A 14,990-nucleotide genomic window follows, 5' to 3' on the forward strand; every position below is an offset into this window, starting at 1 on the left:
GATGCGGATGGTGTTGATAATGGTATGGAAGATACCAATGGTACAGATCCATATAACACAGACACCGATGGTGATGGCGTTCCTGATAATATAGATACTAACCCACTAGATCCTTGTTCTCCAACACAATTAGCAGGATATACTGGTTATGATGCAACCAATACAATGTGGGCAAACGCAGATTGTGATGCGGATGGTGTTGATAATGGTATGGAAGATACCAATGGTACAGATCCATATAACACAGACACCGATGGTGATGGTGTTTCTGATAATACAGATACTAACCCACTAGACCCTTGTGATCCTGCACAAACAGAAGGCTATACAGGTTTTGATGCAACTAATACAATGTGGCAAAATGCTGATTGTGACAATGATGGAATTGATAATGGTACAGAAGAAACTAATGGTACAGATCCATACGGAACAGATACCGATGGCGACGGTGTTCCTGACAATTTAGATACTAACCCACTAGATCCATGCAATCCTTCACAAGCTCCTGGCTATACCGGTTATAATGTTTCTAATAGTATTTGGCAAGCGGGTGACTGTGATAATGATGGTATAAGTAATGATACAGAAGAAACTAATGGTACAGATCCATATAATACAGATACCGATGGCGATGGGGTTCCTGATAATACTGATAATGACCCACTAGACCCATGTGACCCTGCACAAGCTGCTGGTTACACTGGTTATGATGCTTCTAATACTATTTGGCAAGCGGCAGATTGTGATAACGACGGTATAGATAATGGTACAGAAAATACTAACGGTACTAATCCGTATAATAGCGATACCGATGGCGATGGTGTTCCAGATAATGTAGATACTGACCCATTAGATCCTTGTGACCCAACACAAATAGAAGGTTATACAGGTTATGATGCTACTAATATCATCTGGCAATCAGCAGATTGTGATAATGACGGTATTAATAATGGAATCGAAGAAACTAATGGAACAGATCCGTATAATACCGATACCGATGGTGACGGAGTTCCAGATAACACAGATACAGCTCCACTTGATCCTTGTACACCTACGCAAGCGCCAGGGTATACTGGTTATGACGCTTCTAATGCTATTTGGCAAGCCGCAGATTGTGATGAAGATGGTAATACCAATGCTACAGACCCTAATCCTTTTGCTCCAACTGCAAATGATGATTATACAACAGCAACTGTATTGGAAGAAAAAACAATAAATGTTTTATTTAATGACGACTTTTTAGTTGGCAGTACCATAACAGATTTAGGTACGGGTACAGCAGCTGGTACTATTAGTATTAATCAAGCTACTGGTGAAATATCATATACACCTACTAACGCTGAAAACAATACTACGGTAACCATAGTGTATAGAGTTTGTAATGGAACCGTTTGCGACGATGCAATTTTATCGGTAGAAACACCTGAATGTTCTGATCTTGATGGAGATAATGTATGTGATGCAGCAGATACTGCACCAAATGACCCTTGTGAACCTAGTTCGCATGTAGATTGGAGACCACAAGGAACTAACGATTGTGATGGTGACGGATTAAATAATGATGAAGAAGCCGCAGCAGGTACCGATCCAGCAAATTCAGACTCAGATGGTGACGGAATAAATGATGGCACAGAAGTTAATACAAATCTTACAGATCCATTAGATGATTGTGATTCTGTTGGAGGAAGTCCATTGGGAACTAGTGATTGTGATAATGATGGATTAACAACAGATGAAGAAACAGCAGCTGGCACAGACCCTACAAATCCAGATTCAGATGGGGATGGAGTAACAGATGGTACTGAGGTGAAAACAGATTTTACAAATCCTAATGATTTATGCGATTTTGTAATTACGAGTGCTACAGAAACACCTAGTGCAGCTTGGAATGCTGCAGATTGTGATGGAGATGGTGTTACTAATGGAGAGGAGTTAACCAATAACACCGATAGTTTAAATCCTTGTGATCCTTCACAAGCAACTGGGTATAACACGTATGATGCTAGTAATGTCATTTGGGCAGCAGTAGATTGTGACGGGGATGGTATAACTAATGGTACAGAAGACACCAATGGTACTGACCCATATAATACAGATACCGATGGCGATGGTATCCCTGATGGTACAGATACCAATGCCTTAGATCCATGTGATCCAGTACAGGCTGCAGGTTATACAGGTTATGATGCAACCAATGCTATTTGGGCAAATGAAGATTGTGATGGAGATAATGTTACTAATGGTACAGAAGACACCAATGGTACAGATCCTTATAATGCAGATACGGATGGGGATGGAGTTCCTGATGACACGGATACTAACCCACTGGATCCATGTGATCCTATGCAAGTGGCTGGTTATACAGGCTACGATACTACCAATGCTATTTGGGCGGCAGCAGACTGTGATGGAGATACAATAGCTAATGGTGTAGAAGATAATAATGGTACAGACCCTTATAATAATGATACGGATGGTGATGGCGTTCCTGATAATACAGATGATAATCCGTTCGACCCATGTGATCCTTCACAAGTTGCCGGTTACACAGGTTATGATGCTACCAATACTAGTTGGGCAGCAGCAGATTGCGATGGTGACGGAGCAAGTAACGGAGTAGAAGCTTCTAATGGTACAGATCCATATAATGTAGATACCGATGGCGATGGTGTTCCAGACAATGCAGATGCCGAAGGTAACAATCCTTGTAACCCAATACAAAATAGAGGGTACACAGGTTATGATGCTAGTAATCCTATTTGGGCAGCAGCAGATTGTGATGGCGATGGTATTGCTAATGGTACTGAAGATACTAATGGAACCGATCCATATAATACAGATACAGATGGCGATGGTATTCCTGATGACACAGATACCGCTCCTTTAGATTCTTGTAATCCAACACAGACAGGAGGCTATACTGGTTATGATGCTACCAATACAACTTGGGCAGCAGCTGATTGTGATAACGATGGTATTGATAATGGTACAGAAGATACCAATGGTACAGATCCATATAATGCAGATACGGATGGGGATGGTTTTCCTGATGCTACAGATAATGCACCACTTAACCCATGTAATCCAGTACAAGCTGCGGGTTATACAGGTTACGATGCTAGTAATGCCATTTGGGCAGCAGCAGATTGTGATGGAGACAATGTAACTAATGGTACAGAAGATACCAATGGTACAGATCCATATAATGAAGATACGGATGGGGATGGTATTCCTGATGATACAGATACCGCTCCTTTAGACCCATGTAACCCAACACAAGCAGCAGGCTACAATGGTTATGATGCTACCAATGCTATTTGGGTAGCAGCAGATTGTGATGGAGATACTATAGCTAATGGTACTGAAGATGCCAACGGTACGGATCCATACAATGCAGATACCGATGGGGATGGAGAACCCGATAATATAGATAACAATCCGTTCGACCCATGTGATTCTGGGCAAACAGCAGGGTATACTGGATATGATGCTACCAATGCTATTTGGGCAGCAGCTGATTGTGATGGAGACAATATAACTAATGGTACAGAAGATACTAATGGAACCGATCCTTATAATGCAGATACGGATGGCGATGGCATTCCTGATGATACAGATACAGCCCCTCTTGATCCATGTAACCCAACACAAGCAGCAGGCTACACTGGTTATGATGCTACCAATACAACTTGGGCAGCAGCTGATTGTGATAACGACGGTATTGATAATGGTACAGAAGACACCAATGGCACAGATCCATATAATGCAGATACGGACGGTGATGGTGTTCCTGATAATACAGATACTGCACCTCTTGATCCATGTAGCCCAACGCAAACGGCAGGGTATACTGGATATGATGCTAGTAATTTTATTTGGGCAGTAGCAGACTGTGATAATGACGGTGTCGCTAATGGTACAGAAGAGACTAATGGTACAGATCCATATAATACAGATACGGATGGGGATGGTATTCCTGATGATACCGATACCGCTCCTCTTGATCCATGTAACCCAACGCAAGCTGCAGGGTACATAGGCTATGATGCTATCAATGCTATTTGGGCAGCTGCTGATTGTGATAACGACGGTGTTGCTAATGGTACAGAAGATGCTAATGATACCGACCCTTATAATGCAGATACGGATGGCGATGGCATTCCTGATAATGAAGAATCTATTAATAATACCGATTCTTTAGATCCATGTGATCCTTTACAAATAGCAGGGTACACAAGCTATGATGCTAGTAATGCTATTTGGGCAGCAGCAGATTGCGATGGGGATGGTACTAACAATGGTACAGAAGATACCAATGGTACAAATCCTTATAATGCTGATACGGATGGGGATGGTATTCCTGATAATCAAGAAGCCATAGACGGTACTAACCCATTAGATGATTGTGATTCTATTGGAGGAAACCCTCTAGAAAGTAGTGATTGTGATAATGACGGTTTAACTAATGCAGAAGAAGAAGCTTTAGGAACAGACCCTAATAATTCAGATTCGGATCAAGATGGTATTCTAGACGGACAAGAGGTTTTAGATAATACAGATCCTTTAGATGATTGTGATTCTATTGATGGAACACCATTAGACGAAAGTGATTGTGATAATGATGGTTTAACTAACGCCGAGGAAGAAGCCTTAGGTACAGACCCTAACAATGATGATTCGGATGGAGACTCTATTATAGATGGACAAGAAGTTTCTGATGAAACCAACCCTTTAGATCCTTGTAATCATATTGGAGGAATGGCTCCTGATGGAATTGCATGTGACATTATTTTTGAAAACGACCTTGTAGACCCAAATATAACAGATGGCATATTTAAAATCAAAAATATTGAAGCCTACCCAGATAATACAGTAAGAATATATAACAGATGGGGAGTATTAGTTTTTGAAACTCAAGGTTACAACAATGGTAGTAATGGCTTCCAAGGAATTTCCAATGGACGAGCTACTATTCAGCAAAATGAGAAGCTACCTGTGGGCATCTACTACTACGTGGTAGACTATATGAACCTTGGGCAAGCTAAAAAGAAAGCGGGTTACCTATACATTAACAGATAAAAAACTAATAAAACACATACCATAAAGCATAATAATTATGAAAAAAATATATATGACCTTACTGCTAACCTTAACCTCTATTGGCGGGTTAATTGCTCAGCAAGATGCGCAGTATACACAATATATGTATAATACCATGTCCGTGAACCCTGCTTATGCTGGTTCTCGTGGGGTATTTAGTATCACTGGGTTACACCGTTCGCAATGGGTAGGTCTAGATGGTGCACCTACTACACAAACCTTAAATTTTAATACTCCTGTCTCTAAAAGAGTAGGCATTGGTTTATCGGTTGTAAATGATGAAATTGGCAATGGTACGAATCAAGACACCTATTTTGATGCGGTGTTCTCCTATACCATTCCTACTTCAGATACTGGTAAACTTTCTTTTGGTTTAAAAGCTGGTGGACATTTATTAAATATTGATTTTAATAAATTACGTAACTACAACCCTGCTCTTAATCCTGCTGGATACCAAGATATTGACAGAAAATTTTCGCCCAATTTTGGCGCTGGTATTTATTACCATACCGATAAATTTTACGCAGGATTATCAGTCCCTAATTTCTTAAAAACAGAGCATTTCGATTCTTCAGGGCAATCCACAACAGGGTTAGCGCAAGAACGTATCAACTTATATTTTATAACAGGCTATGTTTTTGACCTTAATCCTGATTTAAAGTTTAAACCTGCTGCGCTTGTAAAAACCGTACAAGGAGCACCTTTACAAGTAGACCTTTCTACTAATTTTATGCTACATAATAAATTTATACTTGGCGCTGCATATAGATGGGATGCTGCTTTAAGTGCCTTAGTAGGCTTCCAAATATCGGACCAGTTTATGGTTGGCTTAGCATATGATAAAGAAACTACAGAATTAGGCAATACAGCCTTTAACGATGGTTCTTTTGAAATAATGTTACGTTACGAACTTAGAACTAAATACAAAAAAGTACTAACTCCAAGATTCTTTTAATAGCTACCAAGATGAAAAAAATAATATATACATTCCTAGGATTAGCTACAATGACTGCTGTGGTTAATGCGCAAGAAAAGAAAATAAACAAAGCCAATCAAAATTATAAGGATTATGCCTATGCTCCCGCAATTGATTCTTACGAAAAATTGATAAAAGATGGGTATTCCAAAGAAGAAATTTTTAAAAATTTAGGAAACGCAAACTATGTAAATGCCAATTACCAAGAGGCAACCAAATGGTACGAGCAGTTGTTTCAATTAGAAAACACTTCTATTGACCCTGAATTTATGTATCGTTATGCACAAAGTTTAAAATCTTTAGAAAAATACAACGAGTCGGATCAATGGATGCAGAAGTTTAAAGATGCTAATACGCAAGACCAAAGGGCAATTAAATTTGGAGATAACTTAGAGTACTTAGATAATATTGAAGCTAACTCTAATAGATATGATATTAAAAATTTAGCAATTAACTCTAACGAATCGGACTTTGCTCCTTCTATTACCAATGAAATGTTAGTATTCTCTACTGCTAGAGATAGTGGTATTACTTCTAGAAAAATTAATGAGTGGAACAATAAAGCTTTTTTAAATCTCTATAAAGCTAACCCTAATGAATCTGGTGAGTATGTTGTTTCTTCTAAACTATCTAAAGAGCTAAACAAAAAAACACATGAATCTTCTACCGCTTTTACTAAAGATGGCACCACGGTTTACTTTACCAGAAACAATTCTGTTGATGGAAAATTTGCTAGAGATGAAAACGGAGTGAGTAGATTAAAAATTTATAAAGCTACTTTAGCAGAAGGAGAATGGATTAATATTATAGAACTTCCTTTTAATGGAGACAACTATTCTGTAGCCCACCCTACTCTTAACAAAGATGAAACTAAACTTTATTTTGCTTCGGACATGCCAGGAACTCTTGGTGAATCGGATATCTTCTCTGTAGATATCAACACTGATGGATCCTATGGTACTCCTGTAAACCTTGGTAAGACTATAAATACAGAGAGTAGAGAAACTTTTCCTTTTATTACGCAAGACAACAAATTATATTTCGCTTCGGATGGGCATCCTGGCCTTGGTGGTTTAGATGTTTTTGTAACGAACTTAGAAAATAGTTACAGACCTACTATTGAAAACGTAGGAAGACCTATTAATTCTGAAGAAGATGATTTCTCTTTTATTATTAACGAAGAAACTAAAAAAGGATTCTTTGCTTCTAACCGAGACGGAGGCCAAGGAGATGATGACATTTACAGTTTTATTGAAAATAAAGCACTAGACTTAAACTGCTATACCAAAATTGCAGGCGTAATAAAAGACCTAAAAACTGGAGCTCTTTTAGATAATGCAGAGGTCAAGATTTATAATAGTTTAAATGAGGTTATTACTAAAGGAATTACAGGAAATGATGGCGCTTTTTCTTTAGATGGAGACTGCGCCAAAGGTGATTACAAATTAGTAGCCACTAAAGAAGATTACAACCAAGGAGATAAAATGTTTGCAACTGTTGCCGCTAAAGATATTACAGATGTAGAACTCTCCCTAGAAAAAACAAGAAGAGCCGCTCTTATTGGAACGGATTTAGCTAAATACTTAGATATTGTCCCTATTTACTTTGACTTTGATAAATCTTTTATCAGAGAAGATGCTAAAGTTAGTATGGAAAAAGTATTGGCATACCTTAGAGAATTTCCAGAAGTACATGTACAAGTACGTTCTCATACAGATTCTCGCGCAAATGACTGGTATAATGAAGGGCTTTCTGTACGTAGAGCTAAATCTACTGCTGCTTATCTAATCTCTCAAGGGATTGCTAAAGAAAGAATATCGCACAAAGGGTTTGGAGAAACAGAACTCACCAATGAATGTAGTAATGAGGTTATTTGTTCTAAAGAGAAACATCAAGCCAATAGACGTTCTGAATTTATAATTGTAAAATAGTTTAATTAACATATTAAGAAGTAAGGCAGAAGACAATAGTTTTCTGCCTTTATTTTTTTATAACAAATTCTTTATTTCTTAAGTCACTTCTATTTTTTATTAAAGCAAAGTATAGTAATTTTGTGCTCTATATTTTTTTATTATAAAATACATTTATGAAAGAAAACAAATCGGTAATTTACTGGCTCCTTACTGGATGTTTATTAATATTCATAATGGTTCTCGTTGGAGGTATAACAAGACTTACACATTCAGGTCTATCTATATCTAATTACAAACTAATTTCTGGTACATTACCTCCATTAAATGCGGAAGAATGGCAAGAAGCTTTTGATCTATACAAACAATATCCTGAATACCAAAAACTTAATTCTCATTTTACTATAGAAGACTTTAAGTCTATCTTTTTTTGGGAATGGTTACACCGTGTTATTGGCAGGTTTATTGGTCTAGTTTTTATCATACCATTTATTTACTTTTTAATCAAAAAAAAATTAGACAAAACCACTCTAAAAAAATGTTTTATTTTATTAGGTTTAGGAGCATTTCAAGGTTTTCTTGGTTGGTATATGGTTAAAAGTGGATTAATAAACAGACCCGATGTATCTCATTTTAGATTAGCCGCACATTTAACAACCGCTTTTGTAACATGCGCTTACAGCTTTTGGGTTGCTTTAGATTTAATATACCCAGAACAAAAACCTGCAATACCGCGACTAAAAAAAATATTACAAATTGCATTATTTTTATTAATAACGCAAATAGTTTGGGGGGCTTTTGTTGCTGGCTTAGATGCTGGGTTTATTCACAATCACTGGCCATTAATGAGTGATGGAAAATTAATTCACGAAACCGTTTATATAGAGCAAACTTCATTATTTAAAAATTTTACAGAAGGAAAAAGTGGTGTACAATTTATTCATAGATACTTAGCATATATAGTTGTTGCCATAATAATTTATATAGGGTATAAGTCTAAAAAAATAGAAACAACTTTAGAACAGAAAAAAGGAATTAAATTATTAATTGGCCTTGTAATATTACAATTTACTTTAGGTGTTTTTACCTTAGTTTTTGCAGTCCCTTTATGGTTAGGAATTGCGCACCAGATTGTTGCGTTTTTGTTACTAGGAGCAATGACCTTTACTTTACATAGATTCTCTAAATAATAAGTATTTATTGTAACTTTGCCTATTCACAAATTTTTAGTAGATGATTTACAAGGTTAGAATAATTTTAGATGCCTCCGAAGACATATTTAGAGATTTAGAAATTGAATCTCAAACGTCTCTAGAAGACTTTCATAATGCTATTACTCAAGCTTTTGGGTTCTTAGGTAATGAAATGGCTTCCTTTTACACTTGTGACCAGGAATGGAACCAAGAGGAAGAAATTGCTCTTTTTGACCTAAGTGAAAGTGGATCAGATGTTCGTTTAATGAACGAAACATTTTTGGAAGATATTCTCTCGAAAAACACTCCTAAGCTTATATATGTCTATGATTTTTTAAGCATGTGGACTTTTCTTATTGAACTGGCAGACATTGTTGAAAAAGAAGATGGAAGAGCTTACCCTAATGTGTTATTTAGCTTTGGTGAATTACCAGAATCTCCACCAGAAAAGAAATTTGAAGCAGAAAAAAATTCTAATGAAATAGATTTTGACGATTCTATTGACAACTATGATGATTTAGATTTTGATGAAAATTGGAATTAACCCCAGTTTTTATTATGCCTTTATACGAAACCCTTTTATACTAACTATCAAGAACACTACCATTACGTATGATTAACTTATACCCAACTCAAATAGAAAGTATTTCATTGCACCGCGTTGGAAACAAAAATAAAGGAGAAGGTCTTTTCCTTTCTTCGGATGCCTTTGGTTTAAATGATGAAACTACTGGATTATTAAAAGAGTATTTTTTTAAACCTTTTAGAGAAAAAGAAGAGAACTACTTTAAACTTTCTAATGAAATTGACGTTGAATTTAATGAAATCTATAAAATAGTTTCTGATATATTTATAAACCCCTCTAGCTTACACTCTAACTCTAAAAGAATAGCATCACATTTATTTGAGCAATCTAACCACCCGCACATTAAAAGCGGAGAGGTTTATGTTGCGCATTTATCTAACATAATGTTAGACAATGTTAAAGTAGAAGCTGTAGGTATTTTTAAGAGCGAGCTTAAGCATGACTTTCTTCAATTTGAAGAGACTGAGGACAATTTAAATATTTTAGTACAACAAGGAATAAATATTAATAAACTTGATAAAGGTTGTTTAATTTTTAATACTGCTAAAGAAGAAGGCTTTAAAGTCTTATCTGTAGACAGTAATAGATATGACACTAAATATTGGTTAGAAAATTTCTTAGGTGTAGAAGCACTTGCTGATGAAAATTTCTACACTAAGAATTACATTAAATTATGCCAAGACTTTGCAAAAGACGTTGTTTTACCAGCAGAAGATAAACAACAGGAAGTTCTTTTTATGAACAGAGCGGTAAACCACTTTGCAAAAAATGATGCGTTTGAAGAAACTAACTTCTTAAATGAAGTTATGGAAAACCCGGAATTAATCCCTGAATTTAAAAACTACAAAGTAGAAAAGGGCCCTAAATATAGTGTAGAAGATGTTTCTACTTTTGATATTGCCAACAAAGCAGTTTCTGATGCTAGAAAGAAAATTAAAAATGTTATTAATTTAGATACCCACATACAAATTAAAATGGATTTTATAAATCCAGAATCTGCAGAGAAATTTGTAGAAAAGGGTTGGGATGAAGAAAAACAAATGTATTATTACTTAGTATATTTTAATAAGGAAGAGAAAAACTAAGTAATAAACTTTTTTATTACTATTAAAAAAACGCTTTGTAGCTATACAAAGCGTTTTTTTTAATATCTACTTTCTATAATTTGTTTCATACTTACATCTTCATAGTTTCTTTTTACAAAATCTAAACCTAATTCTAAAACCTCTCCCATGGTTTTACTTTTTCTAAAATCCATATCTAGAATTAACTCATAAATTTGTTCTTTTAGCAGTTCTATATTTTCTGGGGTTGAAATCTCATCATCCTTACAAATTTCAATTAATTTTTTAATTCTATTCCCCGAACTTTTTATTCTTTTAGCTACTATAGACCTCTCCTCTACTTTATATTGGTCTACAGATTTTTTCTGTAACTTTTTCCTAACCAACTCTACCATTAAATAATTCTCTTTAAAAAATTGAGGGCGGTATACTTTTAATTTACCTTCAAAACACTGCTGATCAAAATCTATAGCTCTAATCTTATATACCACATGATCAAAATCATGCGTTGGTACAATTACATAGTTATAAGAACGCATATCTCCTAATAAACGAATCATACAACGCTCATTGAACTTCACAAACTCTTTTGCTAATTGAGATTTTTCGGATTCGGTACATTTTGGCAACATTTCCTTTATAAAAAAATCGCCGGGTATACCTGCTATATGCTCTTCTATGAGAGTATCTTTGTATACTAAAAAATTTAGGTTGTAAGGAGATAACATATGCTCTAATTCTAAGCCATAGACTCTAGAAGCATCAGTTTTTTTAACATAAAAATAAGTAAAATTATCATTAAGAATATTCCTAACTTTTATTCTAAATGGTTTAGAATTTCCAAATGTACAGTAATCTACAGCATCAATATTTAGATATTGAATAATAGAATTACCACCATCCGAATGTAAAATAGAATAGACTTTTTTTAAACTTAAATCTATTTCTTGTCTTTCAAATTCAGAATAATAAACTCTAATCCACAAGGTATCTTCATCATTAACATCATACACTGTAACAGAGCCAGAAAAACGTAGTAAATCTTCATAAAAAATTGGAATTTCTATTTTTCGGTTATAATTTTCTAAATAAGCATCTAACCTATCATTTACTGGATAAGCTGGTTTTTTTTTCGACATTAGTTTCTCCTCGGACATGTTTCTCTATTTTAATACACCTAAAACTCCAAGTTAAACATAAGTTTACATAAATAAAAAGTTTTAATACCTTATTGCTTATGTCTTTATCCTATGTTTTTATCTAAAAATGTAACAAACTCTCACTTTAATCGTCTTGTTATCATAATTCATCTAAATAACAATCAATTTGGAAAATATTCTTACGGTTACCAATCTCACCAAAAAATACGGTTCTCTTACTGCTGTAAAAGATTTATCCTTTACTATAGAAAAAGGTAATGTTTATGGTATTCTAGGCCCCAATGGCAGTGGAAAGTCTACTACCTTAGGAATTGTATTAAACGTTGTAAATAGAACCAAAGGAGAATTTTCGTGGTTTAATGGCACAACATCTACCCATGAAGCTCTAAAAAAAGTAGGCGCAATTATAGAAAGGCCTAATTTTTATCCATACATGACAGCTTTACAAAACTTAAAGCTAGTCTGTAAAATAAAAGATGTTCCAGAAAATAAAATAGAAGAGAAATTAGAATTAGTAGGGTTATTAGATAGAAAAAACAGTAAGTTTAAAACCTACTCTTTAGGAATGAAACAGCGTTTAGCAATAGCTTCTGCCCTGCTAAATGATCCTGAAATTTTAATTCTAGATGAACCCACTAACGGATTAGATCCACAGGGTATACATCAAATAAGAGAAATCATAAAAAAAATAGCTTCAAAGGGCACTACTATACTTTTGGCTTCTCATTTATTAGATGAAGTAGAAAAAGTCTGTAGCCATGTGGTAATTTTAAGAAAAGGAGAAAAATTATACGCTGGTAGTGTAGATAACATGCTTGCAAGCCATGGTTTTTTTGAATTAAAAACCAAAGAAAAAGAAAAATTAAAACAAATATTACAAGAACATAGCAGTTTTGGAGAAATAAAATACGAAGGCGAATTAATTACTGCTTTCTTAAAGGAAGAATTACAAGCCGAAGCTTTAAACCAAATGCTTTTTGAAAAAGGGATTGTATTATCCCATTTAGTAAAAAGAAAAGAAAGTTTAGAAGAGCAATTTTTAGCATTAACCAAAAAGAAATCTAACTAAATAACTACCAAAAAAACATTAAAATGATTAGATTACTTCAAATAGAATTTATAAAACTTTGGAATAATAGAGCTAGTAAAGTACTTATACTATCTTATTTTTTTCTTTTAACTTCTATAGCTTTAATTGCTTCTATAAAATTTGATATTGGTCCTATAAAATTTCATTTAGCAGATATTGGTATTTTTAATTTCCCATATATATGGCACTTTAACACCTTTATAACTGCATTTTTTAAATTATTCTTGGCCATTGTAATTGTTTCTATGATGGCAAATGAATATAGCAACAAAACTATAAAACAAAATTTGATAGACGGGTTATCTAAAAAAGAGTTTATACTTTCTAAATTTTTAACAGTATTATCTTTTGCAATATTATCTACTATATTTCTTTTTATAGTTTCCTTAATTTTAGGGATTATTTACTCTAACTACAATGAGTTTTCTATAATTTTTTCTGATTTAATATTTGTTTTAGCCTTTTTTGTAAAATTAGTTGGCTTCTTTTCTTTTTGTCTTTTTTTAGGAATTTTAATAAAAAGGTCTGCTTTTGCATTAGGTTTTTTAATTCTTTGGCAAATTATAGAAGGGCTTTTTAGAGGCTTAATCCGTTGGAAGCTATTTGATGCGGAAACAACAGAAATAGTAATGGGATTTTTTCCTTTACAATCTATGTTTAATCTAATAAAAGAGCCTTTTACACGACTAGATGCTGTACAAACTGTGGCAAATCAAGTAGGAGAGCAAATAACCATGAACTATCAAACTCATTGGTATGAACTAGCAATTGTTCTTGCTTGGACTGCTATATTTATATACGCTTCTTATGCTTTACTTAAAAAAAGAGATTTGTAAATTTAAACTTTTAGTATTTTTTGATTCTGATAAAGTTTAAGCTTACGATAATTGGTTGGAGAAGATAAAACAATACGTTCAAATTGAGCCGTAAAATAGGATGGACTACTATAACCAAGTTTATAAGCAATTTCACTTACAGATAACTTTCTTTTTTCTAGAAGTTTTTTTGCTTTTTCTATTCTTTGCATGTGAATATACTTATTAGGTGTAGTACCAAAGTGTAATTTAAACTGTCTAAAAAAAGTAGACTTGCTCATACAAGCCTTGTCTGCTAAAATATTCATATCTATAGACATACTCAGATTTTCTTTTATATAACTTATAGCATATGCTAAAGGATGATCAATACTACAATTTTCTTTATAACTATGAACTAAAGCATCATGCATGTTACTTTGTAAACAACATAAAATTAGTTCCTCAATCTTTAAGCCTAACCAATAATCTTTATATCTTATATCTTCACTCATTAGATATTGTATTTGCTTTAAGGCACTAAGAACATATTTCCCCCCATTACCACAATAAATATCAATATCAGAAAGTTCTTTATCTTGTTTCACTAATTTAGGCATACTAAATTCTTCATTAATTTTATCTAAAATTTTCCAAACTTTTTCTTTAGATATTTCTAGTGTAAAGCATGTCGCAGGTTCTAATATTTTAGTTTTAGATAATTCCACATAAGCAGAGAATTTTGTAGTTCCCATTATGACCATTTCGGGTTGTAAATCTATATTTCCATAATTTTTAATAGAAATATTCTTAACCCCGTCATTTATGTAACCAAATACGATGTTATCAAATTCATAGTTTTTATTAACATCTACGTGGTTATTTTTTATTAATAATTCAGCATCATTACTGTTAAAGAGTAAACTTTGAACACTATTTTCTGGCAAATTAACCATCATACTAAATTTTATTATATCCCTAATATAATAGATTTATTTTAAATTATATTGAAATTATCCTTATAGTTTTTGAGATTATCTTTATATATCTAGCAAAAAAAAGAAATTAACTTGGTCATATTAAAATTAATATGATATAAAATATTATATCAACTTAA

Annotated in this window: 10 protein-coding genes; 8 read left to right on the forward strand and 2 right to left on the reverse strand. The window is 33.8% G+C overall.

Annotated elements, in window-relative coordinates:
- The 6 genes from Q0820_RS10940 to Q0820_RS10965 all read left to right on the forward strand — a co-directional run.
- On the forward strand, positions 1-5,079 hold a 5,079-nt coding region (locus tag Q0820_RS10940; protein WP_298487679.1), incomplete at its 5' end, for a gliding motility-associated C-terminal domain-containing protein.
- A gap of 37 nt (positions 5,080-5,116) precedes the next feature.
- Positions 5,117-6,055, forward strand: coding sequence for a type IX secretion system membrane protein PorP/SprF (locus Q0820_RS10945; protein WP_298487680.1), 939 nt, complete (start codon positions 5,117-5,119; stop codon positions 6,053-6,055).
- 11 nt (positions 6,056-6,066) lie between these two features.
- A complete protein-coding gene (locus Q0820_RS10950) occupies positions 6,067-8,007 on the forward strand; it encodes an OmpA family protein (RefSeq protein ID WP_298487681.1) in 1,941 nt (646 codons plus the stop codon).
- A gap of 155 nt (positions 8,008-8,162) precedes the next feature.
- On the forward strand, positions 8,163-9,176 hold the full coding sequence (locus Q0820_RS10955; RefSeq protein WP_298487682.1) for a COX15/CtaA family protein: 1,014 nt from the start codon (positions 8,163-8,165) through the stop codon (positions 9,174-9,176).
- Positions 9,177-9,219: 43 nt separating this feature from the next.
- Positions 9,220-9,723: a hypothetical protein gene (locus Q0820_RS10960; protein ID WP_298487683.1), complete on the forward strand. Its 504-nt coding sequence runs from the start codon at positions 9,220-9,222 to the stop codon at positions 9,721-9,723.
- Between the two features lie 68 nt (positions 9,724-9,791).
- Positions 9,792-10,850: a nucleoid-associated protein gene (locus Q0820_RS10965; protein WP_298487684.1), complete on the forward strand. Its 1,059-nt coding sequence runs from the start codon at positions 9,792-9,794 to the stop codon at positions 10,848-10,850.
- 59 nt (positions 10,851-10,909) lie between these two features.
- Here Q0820_RS10965 and Q0820_RS10970 read toward each other — a convergent pair whose 3' ends face one another.
- Entirely contained in the window at positions 10,910-11,986 is a 1,077-nt protein-coding gene (locus Q0820_RS10970) for a hypothetical protein (RefSeq protein WP_298487685.1), read from the reverse strand.
- A gap of 169 nt (positions 11,987-12,155) precedes the next feature.
- Here Q0820_RS10970 and Q0820_RS10975 point away from each other — a divergent pair, with 169 nt between their 5' ends.
- A complete protein-coding gene (locus Q0820_RS10975; protein ID WP_298487686.1) occupies positions 12,156-13,058 on the forward strand; it encodes an ABC transporter ATP-binding protein in 903 nt (300 codons plus the stop codon).
- Between the two features lie 23 nt (positions 13,059-13,081).
- A complete protein-coding gene (locus tag Q0820_RS10980; RefSeq protein ID WP_298487687.1) occupies positions 13,082-13,915 on the forward strand; it encodes an ABC transporter permease in 834 nt (277 codons plus the stop codon).
- A 2-nt stretch (positions 13,916-13,917) separates the two neighbouring features.
- Here the strand turns inward: Q0820_RS10980 and Q0820_RS10985 are convergent, their stop codons facing one another.
- Entirely contained in the window at positions 13,918-14,832 is a 915-nt protein-coding gene (locus Q0820_RS10985; RefSeq protein WP_298487688.1) for an AraC family transcriptional regulator, read from the reverse strand.
- Between the last annotated feature and the right edge of the window lie 158 nt (positions 14,833-14,990).

Origin of the sequence: uncultured Maribacter sp. (genome assembly GCF_947495965.1) — a bacterium.
In the GTDB taxonomy this organism is placed as follows: Bacteria; Bacteroidota; Bacteroidia; order Flavobacteriales; family Flavobacteriaceae; genus Maribacter_B.